The sequence below is a fragment of the Parcubacteria group bacterium genome (assembly GCA_041660065.1).
Lineage (GTDB): Bacteria > Patescibacteriota > Minisyncoccia > Moranbacterales.
Map to the genome: position 1 here is coordinate 1 of JBAZXC010000003.1, position 22,046 is coordinate 22,046.

Annotated in this window: 17 protein-coding genes and 2 tRNA genes; 10 read left to right on the plus strand and 9 right to left on the minus strand. The window is 37.4% G+C overall.

What is annotated here, in order from left to right; genetic code table 11:
• The 8 genes from WC819_04080 to WC819_04115 all read left to right on the plus strand — a co-directional run.
• On the plus strand, positions 1 to 568 hold a 568-nt coding region (locus WC819_04080), incomplete at its 5' end, for a hypothetical protein (protein ID MFA5986494.1).
• A gap of 91 nt (positions 569 to 659) precedes the next feature.
• Positions 660 to 731 (plus strand) — tRNA-Pro (locus WC819_04085).
• Between the two features lie 130 nt (positions 732 to 861).
• The gene (locus WC819_04090) at positions 862 to 1,038 is read left to right on the plus strand and encodes a hypothetical protein (protein ID MFA5986495.1); all 177 of its coding nucleotides are present in this window, start codon (positions 862 to 864) and stop codon (positions 1,036 to 1,038) included.
• Positions 1,039 to 1,132: 94 nt separating this feature from the next.
• On the plus strand, positions 1,133 to 2,935 hold the full coding sequence (gene dnaG / locus WC819_04095; GenBank protein ID MFA5986496.1) for a DNA primase: 1,803 nt from the start codon (positions 1,133 to 1,135) through the stop codon (positions 2,933 to 2,935).
• A gap of 195 nt (positions 2,936 to 3,130) precedes the next feature.
• Positions 3,131 to 4,333: an RNA polymerase sigma factor RpoD gene (gene rpoD / locus WC819_04100; protein ID MFA5986497.1), complete on the plus strand. Its 1,203-nt coding sequence runs from the start codon at positions 3,131 to 3,133 to the stop codon at positions 4,331 to 4,333.
• Positions 4,334 to 4,350: 17 nt separating this feature from the next.
• Positions 4,351 to 4,779 carry a hypothetical protein gene (locus WC819_04105; GenBank protein ID MFA5986498.1) on the plus strand — a complete coding sequence of 143 codons (429 nt, stop codon included), beginning with the start codon at positions 4,351 to 4,353 and terminating at the stop codon, positions 4,777 to 4,779.
• A 240-nt stretch (positions 4,780 to 5,019) separates the two neighbouring features.
• Positions 5,020 to 5,151 carry a hypothetical protein gene (locus WC819_04110; protein ID MFA5986499.1) on the plus strand — a complete coding sequence of 44 codons (132 nt, stop codon included), beginning with the start codon at positions 5,020 to 5,022 and terminating at the stop codon, positions 5,149 to 5,151.
• A 441-nt stretch (positions 5,152 to 5,592) separates the two neighbouring features.
• A tRNA-Asn gene (locus tag WC819_04115) sits at positions 5,593 to 5,664 on the plus strand.
• On the opposite strand, the gene WC819_04120 is transcribed toward WC819_04115, so the two are convergent.
• The 4 genes from WC819_04120 to WC819_04135 form a co-directional block, all read right to left on the minus strand.
• On the minus strand, positions 5,653 to 7,254 hold the full coding sequence (locus tag WC819_04120; GenBank protein MFA5986500.1) for a recombinase family protein: 1,602 nt from the start codon (positions 7,252 to 7,254) through the stop codon (positions 5,653 to 5,655). The genes WC819_04115 and WC819_04120 overlap by 12 nt on opposite strands.
• Positions 7,255 to 7,511: 257 nt before the next feature.
• Positions 7,512 to 8,567, minus strand: a complete 1,056-nt coding sequence (locus WC819_04125; GenBank protein ID MFA5986501.1) for an AAA family ATPase — start codon at positions 8,565 to 8,567, stop codon at positions 7,512 to 7,514.
• A gap of 56 nt (positions 8,568 to 8,623) precedes the next feature.
• The gene (locus tag WC819_04130; GenBank protein ID MFA5986502.1) at positions 8,624 to 8,794 is read right to left on the minus strand and encodes a hypothetical protein; all 171 of its coding nucleotides are present in this window, start codon (positions 8,792 to 8,794) and stop codon (positions 8,624 to 8,626) included.
• Positions 8,795 to 8,925: 131 nt separating this feature from the next.
• Positions 8,926 to 9,717, minus strand: a complete 792-nt coding sequence (locus WC819_04135; protein MFA5986503.1) for a hypothetical protein — start codon at positions 9,715 to 9,717, stop codon at positions 8,926 to 8,928.
• Between the two features lie 278 nt (positions 9,718 to 9,995).
• Here WC819_04135 and WC819_04140 point away from each other — a divergent pair, with 278 nt between their 5' ends.
• A complete protein-coding gene (locus WC819_04140; protein ID MFA5986504.1) occupies positions 9,996 to 10,190 on the plus strand; it encodes a hypothetical protein in 195 nt (64 codons plus the stop codon).
• 524 nt (positions 10,191 to 10,714) lie between these two features.
• The gene (locus WC819_04145; protein MFA5986505.1) at positions 10,715 to 17,503 is read left to right on the plus strand and encodes an ATP-binding protein; all 6,789 of its coding nucleotides are present in this window, start codon (positions 10,715 to 10,717) and stop codon (positions 17,501 to 17,503) included.
• A gap of 78 nt (positions 17,504 to 17,581) precedes the next feature.
• On the opposite strand, the gene WC819_04150 is transcribed toward WC819_04145, so the two are convergent.
• The 5 genes from WC819_04150 to WC819_04170 form a co-directional block, all read right to left on the minus strand.
• Positions 17,582 to 19,102 (minus strand): recombinase family protein, encoded by a 1,521-nt coding sequence (locus tag WC819_04150; protein ID MFA5986506.1) that lies wholly within the window; start codon positions 19,100 to 19,102, stop codon positions 17,582 to 17,584.
• Positions 19,103 to 19,258: 156 nt separating this feature from the next.
• Positions 19,259 to 20,338 (minus strand): tyrosine-type recombinase/integrase, encoded by a 1,080-nt coding sequence (locus tag WC819_04155; GenBank protein ID MFA5986507.1) that lies wholly within the window; start codon positions 20,336 to 20,338, stop codon positions 19,259 to 19,261.
• Positions 20,339 to 20,406: 68 nt separating this feature from the next.
• Positions 20,407 to 20,790 (minus strand): hypothetical protein, encoded by a 384-nt coding sequence (locus WC819_04160; protein ID MFA5986508.1) that lies wholly within the window; start codon positions 20,788 to 20,790, stop codon positions 20,407 to 20,409.
• A 60-nt stretch (positions 20,791 to 20,850) separates the two neighbouring features.
• Entirely contained in the window at positions 20,851 to 21,042 is a 192-nt protein-coding gene (locus WC819_04165; GenBank protein ID MFA5986509.1) for a hypothetical protein, read from the minus strand.
• 108 nt (positions 21,043 to 21,150) lie between these two features.
• Positions 21,151 to 21,837, minus strand: coding sequence for a hypothetical protein (locus WC819_04170; GenBank protein ID MFA5986510.1), 687 nt, complete (start codon positions 21,835 to 21,837; stop codon positions 21,151 to 21,153).
• Positions 21,838 to 22,046: the final 209 nt, after the last annotated feature.

The window sequence follows — 22,046 nt, forward strand, 5'->3', positions numbered from 1 at the left end:
TCAAAATTATTTGACTGGCTTGGGGAGTAATGCATGGAATTTTAGTTGTGAAGCAAAATCGTCGGGCACTACGACAACACCGGGCACAACAACACCAGGTACGACAACGCCTGGTACAACAACACCAGGTACGACAACACCGGGTACTACAACACCGGGCACAACAAATGAAGATACAAGTACGGAATCAGGTATTGTAGCAGGAAGCGGTGAACAAAAAATCAGAGATCAACTTTCAGATGATAATATCAGTGTCAATAAGCCGGCACCAACAACGGAGGTAAATGGTTTGCGTCAAGACACTCTTGATGGAGTAGTGGATTTTCAGAAAGAAGTTGGAGAGCCGATCACGATCACAGGCGGATCTGAGCCACATACATCGGGGACAAAATCACATGCGAATGGTTATAAAGTTGATATACGACCGACATCGGCTGTAAACAACTACATTGAAAGAAATTATAAAAGGACGGGAACGCGCAGTGATGGTGCGGCAGCATATAGTGATGGAAAAGGGAGCACCTATTATAAAGAAGGTGATCATTGGGATGTATGTTATAAGTGTTAGTATATTTTAAGAATTTGTTTTAAAAACAATTAAGGCAAGCAGTAGCTTGCCTTTTTGGTTTTGATAGAGTAGAATGAAAATCACGTATAGACGGGGTATAGTGTAATGGCTAGCACGAGTCCTTTGGGAGGATTTAGTCTGGGTTCGAGTCCCAGTACCCCGACAAAAATGATAATTCCAAATGAACCTCTTCTGGGACGTGAAAGGGGTTCCGCCCTGGGCGGATGGACGGAAAAACAACATAACCACCAGTAAGGGTGGTTTTGTTTGTAAGGTGTATATACAGAATATTTATGACCAAACAAGAAATTGAGGCAATGTTAAAGATCATCAGTGTTTTCCTAGGGACATTCTTGCTTTTCAGCATTCTCAATGGGAGCGTGACTATTTTTATGACGATGGGAGCGTTATCAGTGACATATCTCTTTGTCCATTATTGGGAAAAAAGGTATGCCAAAAAGAAAAAGTGAAATAAATCATCTTTGAATCATGTAGTAATAAGTAGCTCTCAATATGTGAAAGAGCGGTTTTTTCGGTAAATTTAGGTGTAAAGAAAGTGTCATTATGTATTCAGATGTCGATATTGTAAAATCTCGGACAAATATTGTGGACATTGTGGGCGAATATGTCAAACTCACAAAGGCGGGTAGTAGCTTCAAGGCATGTTGTCCGTTTCATCAAGAAAAGACGCCATCTTTCATCGTGAATGAGGATCGACAGACATACCATTGTTTTGGATGCGGACAAGGAGGGGATGTGCTCAGTTTTGTGATGGAAATGGAAGGCATTGGATTTCGTGAGGCACTCACGCTTCTGGCAGAAAAAGCCGGTGTGGAACTGCAGAAGAATTTTTCTCGCGGTGATGATCACGGGCAGGACGATCGGAAAAAAGCACTTTATGACATCGTGGATTTGTCAGTACGCTTTTATGAAAAACAATTATGGGAAGGTTCTGGTGGGAAAGATATTCTCACGTATGTGCGAAATCGCGGGATCGGGGACGCAACGATCAAAAAATTTCAATTGGGCTTTGCACCGGACGGATGGCATTTTTTAGAGAAATTCTTGGAAGATAAGGGTTTTGAAAAAGATGCGATCGTGCAAACCGGTATGCTGATCAAAAAAGATTCCGGTGAATATTACGATCGGTTTCGCGGGAGGATCATGTTTCCTATTGCAGATGTGATGGGACGTGTAATCGGGTTTACAGCACGTGCATTACCCGGCCAAGATGCACAGGCAAAATATATCAACACACCTGAATCACTCCTCTATCATAAAAGCAGCGTGTTGTATGGGATCCATCACGCAAAACAAGCAATCAAAAGTCAGGATAGTGTGGTCATCGTGGAGGGAAATATGGACGTGGTGGCGGCGCATGATGCGGGCGTGAATAATGTGATCGCTGTGTCAGGTACGGCAATGACCGATGAACACATTCGCCTTTTAAAACGCTATACAAAAAATTTCATACTTTTTTTCGATTCTGATAAGGCGGGTATTCAAGCGGCGCGCCGCAGTGCGATCGCATGCTATGCTGCGGATGTGCAATTACGCATGGTGCTCCTCAAGGAAGGAAAGGACGCGGCTGATATTGTGCGCGAAGATCCACAGAAGTTGCACAAGATCATCAGTGATGCGGAAAACGCCGTGATGGTGTTTATCCGCATGGCACAGGACACTTTTGTCATAGCGGATCCGCATGGAAAAAGGCAGGCGATCGAATATGTGGCGGAGATCATTGCGCATATTGCCAATGATATAGAAAAAAATGAATGGATCGGGAAATGTGCACAAATCTTTGCTGTATCCGAGCAGATGATCCATAAAACGATGCAGGCGTTTGTCAAAAGTCCGGAGAAGTTGCCATACATACCAGAAAGTCAACCGGTTGCGGATGGTGATGACGACATGGATGACGAGATACGCATGCAAATGCAACGAATTTACAGATCGATCATCCTCATGATGATGGCATATCCGCATGTGTGGGAACATATTTACAAAAATCGTGATCGATACGGACCAATAATCGAACAAAGTCATATTTCCGCGCTTGTGCGCGAAGGACCGGAATGTGGATTTTCTATCGGAGATTTTGTGAGTAAAGACATCCGTCGCGAGGCGCTGTATAAAGCGGCAATGAAAATGCAACAGCTCTATGAGCTCGAACGTGAGGATGGAGGCAGTCCAATCAAAGATACAGAAACGTATATCGCGATCGCTCTCGAAAATATCAACCAAAAAAAGATCGATCATCTACTCAAAAAAATGACAGAAGCGGAAAGGAATGGGGACAGCATTGCGCAGAAAAAAATCCTCGCACAAATCAACACATTATCACAACAAATAATACGTAATATATAATCAATGACCAGAAAATCAGAAAAAAAGGTAACCAAGAATTCTGCAAAGAAACTAGCGTCAAAGAAAAAAGGCGTAAAAAAACCTCTGAAAAAAGGACAAAAAAAAGTTGTCCAAAAACGTAGTGCAAAAAAGATTGCGCACATAAAAAAGGCACATAAAAAACGACCGGTGACGAAAAAGAAAAATATAAAACAAGTGAAGAAAAAACCGGCACAAAAGAAACAGGGGAAACCGGTGGCAAAAACTGTGGAAGAACGACGCGTTGAACGCAAGAGTCATGTAAAGAGCGCATTGCCAAAACAGCTTGAGGAGTTGATGAATCGTGGACGTCAGAGGGGCTTTGTGACGGAAGATGAGATCATGCATGCGATGCCGGACATTGAGAAGGATCTTGGCGGTCTGGAGGCGTTTTATGAGGGTGTGGAGTCATTTGGCATTGACATTGTCCATTCGGATGACATTTTACAGCTTGATATGGAGGTTGACCAAAAGAAGGGTGCACAAGGGAAAAAATTTCAGCATCAAAAAGATGTGCTTTTGGTTGAAGAGGCAGCAGCTTTGGAAGGGGGTACGGCGGATCTGGTGCAGATGTATCTCAAAGAAATCGGTCGTGTGCCATTGTTGTCCACAGAAGAAGAAATTACCATTGCCAAAGCGATTGAAAGCGGTGACGAAGCCGCGCGTCAAAAACTTACAGAAGCAAATCTGCGTTTGGTCGTGAGCATTGCAAAAAAATATGTGGGACGTTCCACCAATCTCTCACTTCTCGATCTGATCCAGGAGGGTAATATCGGACTATTTCGTGCAGTGGAAAAATTCGACTATCAAAAAGGATTTAAGTTTTCAACTTATGCGACATGGTGGATCCGTCAAGCGATCACGCGTGCGCTCGCCGATCAATCGCGCACAATTCGCATCCCTGTGCATATGGTGGAAACGATCAATAAATACATCCAGGTAGTGCGTCGATTGGTGCAGGAACTTGGGCGTGAACCGCTTCCGGAAGAAATTGCCGCGGAAATGGATATCGAAGTAGAAAAAGTACGTCATATTCAAAAGATCTCACAAGAAACCGTATCATTGGAAACATCCGTAGGCGACAGTGATGATGACAGTGTCTTGGGTGACTTCATTGAGGATACAGAGTCGATCGCACCGCAACAGGGCGCATCGCGTACGTTACTTTCTGAGCATGTGGCGCAAGTGTTGGAGGATTTGTCACCACGCGAACAAAAGATCCTCAAAATCCGTTTTGGACTTGAAGATGGCGTGACACATACATTGGAAGAAGTAGGACAGGAGTTTGGCGTGACACGTGAGCGCATCCGTCAGATCGAGGCAAAGGCACTGGAAAAGATTCGTGATAATGCGATCATCGAAAAACTGAAAGATTATTAATTTTTTGATAAAAGTATATGGAAAAAGGTTTTGAATCTCCCCTAAAAAAACAAACCCCTGCAAAATCTCACGAAGGTCCGATAGAGATCACAAAGGAGATGTTGGAAAGCGGTGAGGTGGACAAATTATTTCCCGGATTAGAGGGTGTGAGTTTTGAAAATGCCGATTTTGAAAAGATATTTGATCTTGCGCGAGAAAAGATCAATGCTGATGATGAGATCAGGCAATATATATTCACCCCAGAAGATCTGCAAACGGTCGGTCGCATTATTGAGGGAGAAATAGAAGCAAGTAAGAATAGCGGTGTGTATAATCTGCGTGTCAATGAGTTATTGGGTGACAAGCAAAAAATGGATGAATATGTGGATAATTCAGCTACCAATTTGCACAAAAAGATCAAGAAAGCCATTCAAGAAAAATTGGGATCTTCTGTCGATACACACTGATTTTTTCCAAAAAGACGCAAAATCATCAGATGCTTGCGTCTTTTTGATTTTTACTCTATAATCAGACCTGTATCGATTTGATACAGGAATATTCTGCGATAGCCCCGACGTTGTGTCGGGGTTCCGACAGACAAATGTCTCGTCGGAGCTTAGCAATAAAAGTATGGCTCACGTTTATATTTTGGAAAGTCTCAGAAAAGAGGAGGTACATATTCGACAAAAAGATTTGGAGGAGTTAAAATGGTTTTTATGCAAGAGTTTGCGTCTGTTGAATTGGCAAGAAAGATGGAAATGAAGTTAAAGAAAATGAAAAGAAAAGATTATTTGAAAAAAATTATTGAAGATGGATTTATTAAAATTCAAAGTAATTAATAGTTGTTGAATATTTAAAAATTTAATCAAAAAATTTTTTTGATTAAAAATTGGATATTCCGCGATAGCTCTCCGCCAGCTGGCGGAGGTAGAGCAGTTGCCATATGTTTTACGTCTATTGCATTTATAATAAAAAGAATAATAAAATCTATATCGGACAAACAAAAGATCTTGAGAATAGATTAGAGTTACATAACCAGAAAACGTTTAAAGGTTTTACTTCTCGTTTTGATGGTGAGTGGGTTCTGATCTACTCTGAAGAAGTTGAATCTCGCACAGATGCTCTGAATAGAGAGAAACAACTAAAAAGTTTTAGGGGTAGAGAGTTTGTTAAAGAACATATTCCGCGATAGCTCTCCGCCAGCTGGCGGAGGTAGAGCATAAAGATGTTGAATGTTTAAAAATTTGATCAAAAAGAGCTTTTGGTCAAAAATTGAATATTCCGCGATAGCTCAGCGGTAGAGCAGTTGACTGTTAATCAATTGGTCATAGGTTCGAATCCTATTCGCGGAGCATCATTGGAGAACTGGAGAATAAAACCTCCAGTTCTTCTTTATTTATCGGCAAATCGGGAGGTTCGAACCTCCCGATAATTGACTGAGACGCTTTTGATAATTTTTGGCATGCCAGAATTGGATTTTTGGCTTCAACATTGAACAATTTGTTAATAATGGTGAGGTTCGAACCTAAATTCGCAAGTATCTGTTTTTTTGTCTTATCATCTCCATCCTTAAATCTTCTTGCGATATCTTCTGAAACATCCAACGCTTTTTCTAGGCGATCCAGCCAAGTTTCTGTTTGGGTCGGCATGTCTTTTATAGCGCTCTTGAAATTTTCTTTTTCTTTCGTTATCTCTGTCTTTTTGGCTGCAAATTCTGCCTCAGAAATTTCATTATTGAGCCTCATGTCCATCAACCTGCTTAACTTCTTGTCAGCGGTCTCAACGGCTGTAATTTGGCCGTCCAAGATTCTCTTGTCTGCTGCCAATTCTTCAGAATATCTATCTCTTAGATAGCGCACCGCCCAATCCTTAAAGCCTGGCGGAACATCCATGTTTTCTATGAAATCCATAATTTGACCCTCGAGCTTTTTTTCTTCCACTACTTTTCTTTCCGGACAGTTAGGATCTTTCCTCCGGGTGCAGTGGTAATAGGTGTAAAAATGCACGTTTCCATTTTTGTTCCTTTTGGTTTTGTGTTCAGCAGTTATCATTGCCTTACATTTGCCACACTGTATCACCCCAGTGTAGGCAAAGGTGTATTTTTGGGGTCGGGTAGTGCCTTTCTTTCCAAGTATGGCTTGGATTTTCAGAAATTCTGTTTGTGAGATCATCGCATTGTGTTTTCCCTCAAACCATTTGCCACTGCCTTTGGGATATTCGAATGTTCCCTGATAAAAAGAATTGTTTAACATGGCATACCAAGAACTAATTGATATTTTCCCTCCATTCTTGTTTGTTAAACCAAATTTAGTTGTAGCAATCCTAAAAGCATCAGCAGGAGTTTCTTTAAAGGTCGCAATCGATTTGAAAGCTTTGCGTATTATATCAAATTTGTCAGGGTCATTGATGACTTCCTTTTTGCCTTTATCTTTTTTCGGAGCGGGAAGATATCCAAGCGGAGGAGAATAAGGACACCATCCGCTTTCAGCTTTGGTACGCAGTCCTCTTTTTGTATCTATGCTTAGGTCGCGAATAAACTGGTTGGCCATTCCTTGCTCGACCGCCATTACCAATACATTATCTTCCGGGTAGTAGCTTCTTTCAAAAGTGAGAATGTGTTTGAGTTTTTCCGATTGGAGCATCCAGCTTATCCGACCGCTGTCGATTGGATTCCGTGAGAGCCGATTCATCTTCCAGCATATGATCCCATCGGCTTCGCCTTTTTCTATTCTGGTCATCATTTTACTAAACATTGGTCGACCTGGGGCTTTAGCCGACATGGATTCGGTAAATGTTTCCACTATTTCTACGCCATGTCTTTCGGCAAGTTTGTCTAGTTCCTCTATTTGGGATTCTATGGATTGCACTTGGCGATCCTCGCTTTCAGAAGATTTGCGAGCATACACAAAGTATTTGATTGATTGAGCATTTTTTTGATACATATTTTTCTTTTTGGCTTGTTATAGAGCTTTTCCAACAACACAATACCCCATAAAGGCATACAAGTCTATCTGAGAAACTTAAGTTTTCTCAAGGCCTAATTTTTAAACATTTTTAAACCTTTTTAGACCTGTTGAAATTGAAAATTGCTTTATTTGAGCCATTATTAATTTTGATGATTAATGTGATATTTGGTTGAAATGGCAAAATACACATGTATTATATGGGATGAAATTTTGCCGTTTCAGAACCTTGTTATTTATTTGGATTCTTTTGGGCGTATTAACTTTTGATTTCCTCGACCCTGCACCTCCTCAATAATGCCATCCTCGATAAGTGCATTGATTGCCCAGCGCACTACTTTCATTCCAACATTGCTCTTTGTCTTGATTTCTTTGGTTAAATCTCCACGTAATATTCCCGCCGCATATCCTTGGAGGACTACTGGTATAGCATCCTTTGCTTTTTTGTAGGCAGATTCTTTTTTTGAATCCAGTTTTCCTTTAAATTCAAACCACATATTATCTTCAGTCTCTATGATTTCTAAGGCAAATGAGCCTTCCTCTCGTGCGCATCTGCATTGGGCATGTTCAACAATAATCTTATTTTCATCATCAGGATCCTTTTTTATTGCTATATGCGAATCAACAGCGGCACTAATGTCTGATGATCCTCGCATCCTAACTGGAGCAGCGCTATTGTGAGCACCCTCTTTTCTTTCATGGTGCAGAATAATCACGGTAAGTTTGTTTTCGCACAAACGCTTAATCTGCGCAAAGACTTTTGCTATGTCTTTTGAGCTATTTTCCTCCAAATCATGTAAGCGCACCAATGAGTCCAAGATAACCACCTTGGCCTCTCTTTCTTCGCATATTCCTATTAGACCGTCTATATGGTCGTCATTTGTTAGGGAAAATCCCTTTTGAGATATGAAAGATATTCCCAAATTTTCTATTGCTCCAAGTTTCTTTACTCTTTCTTTTATGAATCGTTCATGATTTTCTTCATCGACAATTATAATGCCGTTATTTTTGCAATCATATTGCTCAAAAGCTTTCTTTCCCTGAGATATACAAAGTGCAAGATAAAGCGATATAAACGATTTATATGATTTTGGAGCCCCTGAAATTATAGTAATAGCTTCTGCTGGTATCAGTTTTTCGACTATCCATAATGGAGCTTCAAAGTTCTTTTCCAGTAAATTGTTTAGATACACTGGTTTAAAAAACTTATTATAATCAAACTCCCCAAATTCATCGTATGCTTCAAAGTCTTTGGATATTTTTCGATCCCTAAATACTTTTGGTAATAACATAGTTTTATTGTTAATAACGAATTAGTTTTTATTTCCCCGATAACTTACAAATCAAACTAGGGAGGAGAATTGCTTGAAGAGCTAGGTTCTTTTTTATAGGTAGCAACTAATAAATTTAAAAATTGCTCAGCATTTCGGCAAGCTTCTTTTCCGGAGATATCTAAATCCAGCTCTGATTTGAACAAAGAGACTAATTCTTCCGTTTCACTTTTAGAAAATATAGACATATGGTTTCGTGCTATTATGTCTATTTGAGCACGAAACCATTGCTTAAAAATATAGTAAGACCACTTAAAATAAACAAAAAAAACGCTCTTATGAGCGAATGTTTGGAGGTGTTATAAAATTAAGTACTTAATTAAGTTCCTATTCTATTTTTTTGTTTACTAAGATTCCTTTTGTAATCCTGGCTTGTCATCTTTCGCGTAGTCACTTTTTTGGATATTTCTAACTTTCTGTCATGCTTGTATGGGTCATCAAATCGAACAATTTCTGTTAGTTTGTAAATTTGTTTTTTTCCATCTTTACCTCGATATAATTTACAACTGGCATTTGAATTCAAATAATCTCTACACTGAACTAGATCATCACATTTTAATACGTCAGTGCCATCCTCAATTGCTTCAATCATGGCTTTTATATTTTTAGACGTGGAGCCTACGATTGTTACTGCTTCATTGTAGTCTTTATTGATAACCATAAGTGGATCAGCTTGCTGTGTTTTGGTTACGACTATAATATCCTTAATCTCTTTCATATTCTCATCATTCACAATTTTGTCTGGGATTTCTTCCTTCTTGATTTTTTCCTCATAAAAACCCGCGAAGGAAAGTGCTTCATCTAGTCCCTTAATTAAAATATCATGCACTTGGTGAATAGCCTCAAAATCCTTTTTCATTTCATCTATAGTACCAGATCCTATATCTAGCCATTCTTCAAAAGGCAGCTCCTCGCTAGGTATGAGTCCACTTTGCAAATCTTCTCCCAATATTTTTTTAAAAATTCCATCGTTTTGAACATATTCAAAATAAGCATCGCGCGCTGATAAAAAAAGCTTGTTATCCTTTTTTTTCACGCAATCACTTAAAGCCTGAAATCTTTGCTTAAGGCCATATCTAGCTATTGCAGTTTCTGTTGCTAATTCGCTCATAAACTTTTCCTTTCCTTTAATCTACCTTAGCGAGCGCAAAAAATCAATCAAATACTTGTATAATAAGCCATTTGATGGTATTTTATATGCGAACCCACAATCAAAAAATACTGAGGCATAACCTTGAGGTTTTTGTCCTATCACGCCCTTTAGCGGGCGGCTCGGCGCACATGATAGGACACCTCGGTGTTTCTTGATTGTGGGTTCCGTCGGGTCGTCCACTCAAGCGGAACTTCTCGACGACTTATTTACTAAGTCGTTTTTTGTTATCCAAATTTATGGAAAAGCCAAATGAAAAATCTTTTTTCAGACAGGCACTTGAGTTTGCAGGTGTTTATATTTTGAGTATGTTTCTTGTTTTATTTGCCTTCGGACATTCTCCGAGTAATCAAATTCGGTTTTATTTTTCTTCCCTGATGGTCGCAATGGCTATATTCACTGCATACGAAGTCGGGAAAAGTAAGGCGGTGTAGTTAATTATGTAATTTTAATAAGCATGAAAAATATACTTATATTGATATTTTTCGCAGTCGTGGTCTTTTTAGAAGTTAGAAACAAAAAGATGAAGGACTATGGCGTTAAAGAGGTAGGTTTAATTATATTAACTGCGTTAATAGCATTTGGTTTTATAAGAGTGCTTTTTTAATTAGCCACTAGAGAAATTAAAAAATGAAATTTTTACTTTTCGTATTCAATTTAATAGCAGTTATTTATCTGATGTCCTTTATAAATATAAACAGCGACATCTTTGGTATGGCTATTATTTGGAGTATTGCTTTTGGAGTGCTTCTTTTTCTGAATGTTCTTATGTTTATTTGTTATAGATATTTGAAGAGATTTTGCAACAAATAAACTGCTATGCTTTATAAAATTTGCAATAGTGATAGACTGGTTATGAGACCAGTTTTTTAAATAAGAGTGGCCTAGAATTCCTTACAAACACTTATATAAGGGTCGATGATTTAAAAAGCAATTGAATTAAGAGAAGAAAAGTTATATGACAAATACCAATCGCACAAGCTCAATTAGAAGCGGTTTTGCCTACCAGAATTTCTGGGGTTTAAGGCTGTGCGGAGAATGGTTGGCTAGTCCAGAGCAGTACAAATGGATTCAATTTGAAACATGTCCTGATGAAAAAGATCCAAATAAATTCTATTTGGACGACATTGTTTGTCTTGATTCAGATAACTTATGGCATTTGTATCAAACTAAATATAGACAGGATTGCACTAATAAGTGGACCTGGGATAATTTTTTAAATGCGGAACGGAGTGGCGGAACTTCACTTATAAGAAAATGGGCAAATTCTTTAGCTAATCGTCTCGACAAAACCAAGGCGGCATTTTTTATAACAAATGGTGATTCTGAAGATTGCATTAGCAAATATATATACGATGAATTGCTTAATATCGAAGAAATAAAGAAAAAGGACCCCGCTCTTTATGATCGAATTGTTGTAGAAATAGGAATCGAGAATGATGTTGATTGTATTTTTCAAACACTTCGTTTTCAATTCAATCAAGAAAATCTGTCATCTGATGAATTAGAAAAAAACATACGAAAATATTATTATGAAAAACTTAATGCGACTGAGTCCGGTGTTACTAATTTATATCATGAAATAGACAAGGAGTGCAGGCAAAAGAATACTCAACAACTAAGCATCGAGCTACTTCGTAAGTGGTGTGAATTTGATACGCCTCGGTCACTGGATGAACAGTTTGATATTCCGACTGATTTTGAATTTTTTGATGATAAAACTCATCAGTCTATCCTAAATGATCTAGGGAAAACAGAGGGCGGTATCCGAGTAATTTTTGGTAATCCAGGTGTTGGCAAGAGCGTATATTTATCAAAGCTTTCTGATGAGCTGGGTGAGAAAAAAATAATTTCAATCAAGCATCATTACCACATTTCACCAGAAGATTCTAATCCCCAAGAGCGCTTGAACGCGAAGCGAGTAATTGAGGCCATAAAGTCACAATTAAAGTCTCACAAGGAAGCTCTTGGTGATTTGGCGAATAAGGACTCAAGAAAAATACCAGTTGGAGAGTTTATTACAAAAATAGGCACGAAACTCAATGGAAATAACAAAACTCTCGTTATAATTATTGATGGACTTGATCATGTTTTGCGCTATGGTGAAAAGGAAGAATTAGAGAGTTTTTTAAGAGAAATATGCGTACCGCAGCCTGGAGTTTGGATAGTTATTGGTATGCAATTAATTGCTAAGTCGCATTTGCCTCAAGTGGTTTTTGATAAGTTTCCAGAGAACAAATGGATGGAAATAAAGGGATTGAGCAAGGAAGCTGTCTCAAGGGTTATCCAAAAAAACAACATAAAGTTACATCTACCAGATCAAGCAGAGCTACTCAAGAGTTTAGTGGAAAAGTTATTTTCAATCACAGATGGTAATCCATTGCATTTGCGTTATAGTTTGCAGCAATTAAAAAATATATCTGGGAATAGTATCGTTACGGAATATTCCTGCAACGATCTCATATCGTATGGAGATGGTATAGAAAAGTATTATGATTCTCTCTGGAATCATATTTCAGATAACGCAAAATCACTCCTGCTTACAATGGCTAGTGTTAATTTTCTTTTTACGGAGCAGCAACTTATTGAATGCATTTCTTTTTTTGTGACCGATTCTAAGGATGTAACAGATGGGTTTAATCAAATCTCACATTTAATTTCAAAAAATATACGCGGGCAGATGAGCGTATTTCATAACAGTTTCGAATTATTTTTGAGGAATCGGAAGGAAATGACACAGCAAAAAATTGTTATAAAAACAAATATTAAGAAATGGCTGGAGCAATCTAATTATGAATATCTAAAATGGGCAGAATTAAGGATAATTGAGCATGAACTTGGAAATAGTGAACGGATTCTTGAAATAGATAGAGAGTGGCTTATAGATGCTATTTGCTATCCATGCAATACTGCTCAAATTTCTAAGCAAATGAAATTAGCTGTCAGAGTGAATCTTGAAAAAGAAGACTTTGGAGCGGCATTGCAAATTTCTTATTTGCATACTTACTATATAAATTCCAAAGATTTTGCAGAGGAGACTCCCGAATTAATTTTCGAAGAAGCACTTTGTCTGAAGCAAAATATCTTTGAATATATTGATTTTAAATCATTACCAACAACGCTGTTTTCTGTTGTTGCAGAAATGGCAGATTCCAACGGAAATAATCTTGCAGCAGAGGAAGCTAAAGACGAGTTAATCGAGCGCTTAAGTCGGCAAGAATATCGTAAGAATGAAATTCCTCGAGTAACGGGTGTATTTCTAGATGTCATTCCTTTTGATAGAGCTCATAAATTAGTCAAAGTTTATAAATATATAGTTCAATTTAGAAATCTAGATGTAACAGGTGAATTATTTAAAATTTATTCTCGTAGACTATTGGAATTAGGTCAAAAAAACAAAGTGCTTGAGTTACTAAAACTTAAGCTCAATGATATTGAGAAGAGAGCTGTTTTAGCGGAATGTGCTGTACATGGATTTAAGAATAGGACCGAAGATTGCTCCATCTATTTTAATGAGGAACAAAATTTAACGCCACTTTGCTTGCTGTATAAATCAATAAGGAATGAGAAATTTAATCTTCCTGCTCTTCCAAAATATGATATTTTTCCTGAAACAATTCGTGAGCATGATCCCGAAGAGCGAAAAAAATGGAGTGAATTTTATTATCATAATTTTATTGTTGGATTGTTATATGGTTTTTCTGACAATAAAAAAGATATAGAAAAATGGATTGCTAATATTCCTGATGCATGGCCAGCTAAGGCAGTAGCCGCCTTATTTGTTGCAAGTTTAAAAGTTAGTGACGGCATTAAAAACTGTAAATTTGAATATGTAGATTTATTCAATTCATTGGTTGACTTGCAAGCTCTGAAGTGGCCCGAAGATCGGGATGTTTTAAACTTTCAGACTGCATTCAGTGACGCTATTAGCGAAATATTTGAAATCGTTATTTATATTAAGGGATACATTGGAGACAATCAAGAAATTACTCTGTCTGATTATATAATGATCACTGGTAGCACAAGTTTCTTAAATGAAAATAATCTGACGGCGTTAGTTCTAAAAATATACAGGCCACTATTTTCACGTGAGGTATATGAAAAAATAAAAAATAAAAATATATACGGACTTCGTGATACCGTAGATCAGTTTCCCATTAGGGCTAGAGAATACGGCGTCATCTCAAAACTTGCTAGATTGTATGAAGATTTAAAATTATCAAAAGAGGTCCTGAAGAAAGCGGCGGATAATCTTCTTGGCTATGGTGACCATAAAGACGTCTATTTGTTTGATGTGCTTGAAGTAATAGAGTTTTGTGCACAAGCTGGGGTTGGTCAAGAAAAAATTAATGAATGGATTTTAAAAACTATTCCATTGATAGAAAATGTCGGAAAATATACCGATGGAGATGAAACACATGCCCTACCTATCGAACTTGCAGATGTTTTAGCTAAATATAATCCCGGGCTATTGCGTAAGTATTATTATTGGTCTGCTGATCAGGAGAATCTTTATCACGCTGAAGACTTATTTGAGTGTGTATTGACCTCTCTTGTGTTTAAAAGTGAAGAGGAGATTGCCTTAGCAAAGACTGTTGTTGAAAAAGATTCTTTTTTGAAGCTTAAAGCAACTGCAGTGAATAATCTCGGCGCCTCAGAGGCTTTGAATGACACGCAGGCTTATCTTGGTGAAATTAGTTTTCCTGAAGAAAAACAAAGTCCTTATACCGGCTCAGGCAAGCCCGTATATAACTATTCAGAGATTAATCCTGATAAATTAGTAGACCACATTAGCAATAATTTTGAGAATAAATGGGAGCGAAATAGCTATTTAGAGGGATGGTTTATTTATTGGTTGGAAAAAAATAATAAAGCCAAAATATATGACATTTTCAAAAATGTTATTGACAAATTTGGCGTTCAATCTGTATCAGGAGAGATTCTTGATATAGCATACCCTCTAGCGTATGAATTTGATAATGAAGCCGCTTTTGATATTGTATGCAAAGCTCAATCAAAGGATAATGGATGGCAAGGATATTGGACTGACAAGAAAAAATCTGAAAAAAGATGGCAGTTTATTAAAGAAAAGTACCCGCAACGATATGTAGATTTTTTTCAGAAGAGCACTAATGGCTATATTCCATTATCAAGAGGGGTTGAATACTTTCTTTTATTCAATGATTTAAAGCGGGCCGAAGAAATAGTGGAGGCAAGTATCCAGTTTGCAAAATCCTTGATGGCAAATAGCAATCTGCCATCGCCAGCATGGCTGGAGGAAAAAGAAATTGACGCGCTTGATATTTTAATTCAGCGATTAATTTGGCCTAGTCCATTAGTCCGAGAAAGAGCTGCCACTGCCTTAGCGAGCTTGCTTTGTTCGAGTAAGAAAAAATTGAATATCTTTAACCATCTGTTGCTCTGGCTTAAACAACAAAAGATAGAATCTGTAGCAGCAATTGGACTTCTTCCTATCATCAAAACTTTTTATATATGTAAAGACACTAAAGATTTAAAATACATCAACATTGACGATGTAGCCTCTTCAATGTCAGTAAGTTCCGAAGTTATAGAAGCATTATTTAAGGAGCTTTCAGATTTAAAAAACAAGCCAACGCCAAATTTAAAGCCCTTTAAAAATATTAAGGAATTTGGAGATGGTTATATTCCAAGTAGCTTCTTCTCTAAACATGTGCAAACATTTCTTGCACCTATTTATATGGATAGGGCAAAAAATATTGAAAGGCGATCAGGGAAAAGCTTTATCAAACAATGGGCGTTTATTTCAGATGAGATAATAAAGGATTTAGGAATAGAGCCTAACCATGACCATGTTTATTATTATGGTCGCAGTCAACAAGGTGAATTTTTACTTGGTTTTTCCACAAAAATAAGTGAAGTATATAGATCAGCATTTTTAAGAGCTATACAATATTTTTACCAAAATGGAGATATCGAGAAAGATTTTTATTTGGAATATGCTTATGCGACGCTGCCTATAGAATTATCCAAATGGAAAATTTTACCAAATCGTGCGCCAGAATGGTGGCCGCAGATCGCATCCAAAAGTAGGGAAGACGATAATGAAGATACTTCTTTGGAGAGTATTTCTTTTAAGAAAGCTCCGGAGGATTTGATTAATAATCAGGATGATAAATTAATAATTGCAGCTGAGGGTGCTATCAAGCCAGATAATGGCTGGAAAAATGATCCAGAACATTCATTTAAGTTGATCGCCTTTGGCTACAGAGCTGTAGGTCCAGAAGTGCCAACCCCGGATGAGGTTTCAGATAGAATTTCTTATGCTTCTCCTGGTTTGATTACTATCCCCTCAAGAACACACAAGCCCTTTAATTTCTTAGAAGATAAGGAAAATCATTTACCAGTTAGGCATGAGCCATTCCGAATCAAGGATATTGTAATCTATCCTATCATAGCCAGGGAACGCGATCTTTCCATTGCCCTTTGGCAATATTTCAGAGATTATAATGTACCATTCAATTTAAACCTCCCACTTTCACAAGAGCTTAAGCTCGTTTTACAAAAAAATAGCTGGCAGCTGGAGGATAAAAATGGTAAAGCTGTGGTCATGCATAGTGATTGGCTTGAGGGATTAAAGGAGAGATACAATCGAGATATGCCCATACCGCATGGTCAGTTTCTGATAGTGGAACAAAGCTTCTTAGATGATTGCTTGGGCAAAGATATTAAGATTGGATATATGCTGAAAACTACCTATAGGACAAGGAAGCACAGCTATGATGAGGTTGAAAAGGATAGTAAGATTAAATTAATAAATGTTATTGGTATACCCGAAAAGCCCAAGGGGTATGATTTAAATGAAATTGAAGAAAGGAACGCTGCATTAAATAAATATCTCGAAAACATTACTGATGAAGAGCTTCTGGAAAAAAGTGAAAAAGAGACAGCCCAAACCGAATTGGATTTTCAAGCGCTAAAAGAAGCACTTAAAAATAATAAGTGCAGCTTATGTGGTAATTCAATCTCTCAGTTCTCTGAAAAAAAGCCTTGCCTTCATTGGCTATTGAAGCCCAATGGTTTCAAAAAAAAGCATTTTCCATTATTATTTGAAAAATATAATTTTCATAGAATGGAGGCTTATCTTCGGTGGGTGGCAAATACTGATGTGCCATTAAAAAATATAAATGATCTTGTTGAGGAAAAAACATCTTCAAAGAAAATTGAGTTAACAATTCGGTATAAAAACTTAGAATGGTCTTTTTCATGTGCAGAATCTGACTTTAGCGGACATCAAGATAGTCATGAAGGAAAAATGCCACACTATCATTTTCAAATGAAATTAGATGACAGAGTTATTATAAATTATGGAGGTTTTCATATTCCGTTCCACGATGAGGATTTTTTTGGTTTTTCTATAAGCGAAGGAAAGATACCAAGGCTCGGCTACAAGCATATACATGGGGCAGGGATGCAGGAATTATTAGATAACTTTTCTCCAGATGAGCTTTTGGATCAAATGATTAGGGCTGAAAACTATGATGATGCTCAATTGCACACGTCTACTTTGGTTGAAGCAGCCCCCGGAACAACCATATCGGGCACGGATATCGCAAATCTTTATAAAGAACATAAAGAAACAGGCATACCAATGGCTAAATTAATCAAAAAATTGCCCAATGTAAAAGCAATGAGCGTGATATCTCCTGGTCCTGGTGTGCCAGATCTGGCTAAGCGCACGTCGCGTCGTCGTAAAGGCGATAAGTAGTCGCACTCTTGATTAAAAGTGCACACAAGCCCAAACAAAGGCCTAGTCTTGTCTTTTATGCTCAAGCACGGGACTATTTTATTTTTTCAATAAGGTTCTGACTTCTTCCATAACGTGGAGCAATTTTCCAGTTTTCTGGTAAGCAATGACCCCTGCAAAGGGGTTTTTTGTTTCAAATACTAAAATTTTTCCTTGTAACGAAAAGTTCTGAAATACGAAATTGATGAGTTGTGTTTTCTCCTCTGGTTCCGCAACTTGAAAAATCTCCCATGACTTCTGAGATAAGTCTATAATAGTACCAGCTGTAATATAGAAGTTCTGGTTTGCTTTGCTATGATCTTCTAATTGCTCCATTAAGTCCTGTTCTTGTAATTTATAGTCATTGCAGCGCTTATCATAATCTTCAGTTGTTATACGTCCATCCAATCGATCCTCGTACATCACTTTATATCGATTTCGGATTTTACTGAGCTTATGCTCTAATGTATTTTTATTTTGTATAAAGTATTCTTGCTCTGAATCGTGAATTCGTCGCATTTCGGTAGTTAGTTTATCCAAGGATTTTTTTGTGAGTTTCATATTTTGAAACTCTTGTTTGATTTGCAAAATCAAATCTTTTTCTCGTATCCAAACAACGTTTGTGCAATTTCCATGGTAATTTGTACAATGATAGTAAATGTATTTTCCCTTCTTAATTTCTGGAGAAATTGCGCATCCACATTCTGCGCATTTTACAAGTCCCCGAAAAATGTATGGCTTGTTGGTTCGCTTGTAGTTTTGTTTGTTATATCCAGCAATGACTTTTTGAACTTTTTCAAAAAGATGTCTCGGGACGACCGTGTCATATCTATGTTTGTAAATTTTTCCATTATAAAGCATTTCCCCGTGATAGAATGAATCTTTGAGTATCTTGTGAATTTGACTGGCTGTAACTGGTTTATTGCTTGGATAATTTGTAAGACCTCTCTTATTCATTTCTTTTGCAAGTGATTTTGCAGAATATCCGCCAGCGGCATAAAGTTCAAATGCTTTTAGAATATAGTGACTGCGCTCTTCGTCAATAACAATATCTTTTTTACCATCACTCAATGTGATATTTTTGTATCCAATGTGAGCTTTCCCAGGCAGCTCACCGTTGTTTAGTTTTTCTCGTAAACTACGCTTTACGTTATCGCCAAGTTGTAGGACATAACTTCTTGCAAACATTACTCCCATATCCCAACGCAATAGGTCCGCGCTGTTTGAATCTTTGTTGAGAATGAGGTTTTCACGTAAAAAATGCAATTCCAATTTTTCTTGTTTGCGAAAATCATCCAAAATAACAGATTCCTTGAAGCCTCTTTGTAAGCGATCAATGGTATCAGTGATCAATGCAATTGGTTCTTTGGATTTTTTGATGATCTCAATGATGCTGGAAAATTCGTTGCGAACATCCTTTGTTGATGATTCTGTAATCTCAAACACTTCATCAACAAGAAGATTTCTATATTCGCAATATTCTCTCATACGACGAACTTGTGATGGTATTGATTGCCCCTCTTCCATTTGCTCTTTTGTGGATACACGAGCAAGTATCAATGCTTTCATAAATTTTTTCATAGTGAATTATAAATACTAAAAGGACGGTTCTAGCTTACCCAATAAATCCAAGGAAATACTGGTAGAACCGCCCTTTGAGTAGGACGATGTCCTTGAATTTATTCTATTGGGTAAGCAATGAAATTATACAGTAAGAAAGTGTTTTTTGGTAGGTCTCTATTTTATGAGCAATGCATTTCTCACTGCTTTGCCGAGTTCCTCATTTGATATGTTTATACTCAGTCCATTATTTTTCAGATTTTTCATAGCTTTTACCCGTTCAACGGCCTCAATGGGGGTTAGGGAGCCGTAGCCGTATGAGCCAAATGTTGTACCGATATGTTCATGTCCAAGTACGAGGCTGATAGCGCGCTTATCCGCTTCAGTCAATCCGAGTTCACTCATAAATGCAACAGCGGAATGGCGAAATGAATGAGGATTGTAATAGGGAACATTTGCTTCCTTGCATCTCTCTTGTATGATTTTTCGCGCAGGGTTTGATGATTGCCAAAATTCATCCGAGACTTTTTTGAGTGAGAAATCTTGTGTTGCTGGGAATATTGGCTTTTTGCTCCCAAAGCCCTTTTCTTCTGTAAGATAGGAATACCATTCAAGAAAAATTCTCTCACCATCATCCCAGCCAATGGGAAAAAATGTTGATATAATTTTTTTTGAGTTTTTTGTCTTGACGCCCATTGCGGGGCTCTGTTCGATGTGGAGTTTGTGTTTGTCAAATGCTTGCATAGGTAGAGATACAACGGCACTGATGCGCATGCCTGTCAAGATGAGGAATGCAATCATTGCTCTATCGCGCAGGGCAACCTCGTGATTTCCCGAGATGCTCTGGACAATTGATTTGATTTCCTCAAGTGTTGGAATATCTTTTTCCGTTTTTTCAAGTGCGATGCTCGTTTCTTTCTTTGAAAGGCGCAGGTAGTCAAGGTCCGTTTTCTTGATTTTATCATAGAATGGTTGATCACTAAGCCATAAAAAGAAGCGTTTAGTGTGTCTGAGAATGTCATATTGATTTGAGAGTGAAGTGTTATTCTTATCAGCCTCTCGCTTGAGGTATTTTTTGAACTCATCACATAAATCCCGATCAAACTCTGCAAAATCAGAATTTTCAAAACACACTTGCCACTTGTAGATGCACTGCGCGTATTTATTGATCGTGCTTTCTGCAAAGCCTTTTGCGCTACGACAATGATTGAAATATTCACGTTTTGCCGCCTCATTCTTTATGATCGAATTGGTCATATTAGTGTTGTTATCAAATTATGGACATTCGGACATTTATCTAATCTTAGATAAAACATGGTAGTACATTATGGCGAACGTATTTGGACGTTTGCCTTTCCGATTGTTTTACAGATATGAGAACCACATTTTTTGCACAATGAATGACGAATATTGCCAACTGCACGGATGTTTTTTTCTTTTGCTTTGACACCTTTTTTGCACTTGAAACATGGATAGCTTCCTCCTGACATATTCCATTTGCGCGTTTTGATTTTATTATGCAGATAGTCAGCAACAGCGTCTCCCATAAAAAAATATGGTTTTGAGCCTGGATTATAAGGCGCAAGACCATCTGCAATCCAGCGTTCTACTGTTTTGCGAGTTTTGTCGCAGATAAACGCCACGTCATCGATGGTGTATGATTGGTATTTACTAAATCTATTCTTTTTTGATGTAGTTATTTTTTTCATAGAGTTTTTTGAGGAAAAATATTTTGATCTGCCATAAAGACACAGGAAACTCTCAAAAACCTATGAGATGTATGGCAGGTCAGAATATTTTTCTTTCTTGATGAGTGTTTTTTCCTTTTCGCGTTTATTTATGCGATAGAGCAGGTCGAAAAAACCGACAAAGTTTTGATTTGCTTCGATAACTTCCTCATTCGATAATTTCTTTTGAGAGAGTTCCTCATAGAATGGTTTTTCGTCTTCAATTTTTTGCATAAATAAAAACTGATCTTATCCTTGAGACCAGTTTATATCTTTCAAGTTTAGTAAATTTTAGTAAATTTTAGTACTTTTTTACCTAATTTCAGTATATTCCACCATATTCTAGTAATAATTTAGCTGAAGACATTTATTCTTAATTGTTAGAAACTCGCTAAATCCAGTCCTCTTAAGAATTTGTGCATTTATGTGGTTTTTTGCGCTATAAAATGATTTTTCATTCAATTTATGGGTCTCGTCCGTTCTAGTAATAATTTCATTTGCGGTTTGGAAATCCAATAATTGTCCAGGTGAATAATATTCATCATGCGTATCAAATAATGCACTGAGGATGTAATAAGAGGCGGTGCCAATTTCAAAATAAATAAAAGAGTCAGAAATTTTAAGTGCACCATTTGCAGTATTGAAAGAGATTTGTATATTTTGTGATTTTGTATTTTCATACAAAGAATATATATCGGAAATAGATTTTCTATTTACTTTAAGTGTGTAGTTTTGAGGCTTAGTAGATATAACTCCTCCAAATGCGGCTTTTGTTTTTATGAATGAATCAACGAGTGGCGAATCGGAATACATGCTTCTTTCTATAGTAATAATACTTGCATTTTGCAGAAATCTTAAAACACGTCTTTGGTCGTCTGGTTTTGGCAGAGTCGAATCGGCGCTTTGAATACGGATTTCTATCTTATCACTGATGCTTGCATCAATTTCTTTTCGGATTTCTTGCAACATCCAAAAGACAGCAATCTTGAATTCTGCGCTTTGCGTTCTGATAATTTCTTTAAGATCCATATATTGAGAGTTATTTATATCCATTTTGCTTCATTTGAGAGAAAAAATCAATATTATTGCTTGAATTTTATCTTTTTAGATGGTACATTGGTAATGTCACACCCAACTGAATATTTAGCACGAATGCCGTTTTTGGCGACGAGGTTGTTCTTGGAAAGGGGCAACCTTGCTAAAAACAATTGAGCGCAACCTCGTGTTCGTGTTCAGTT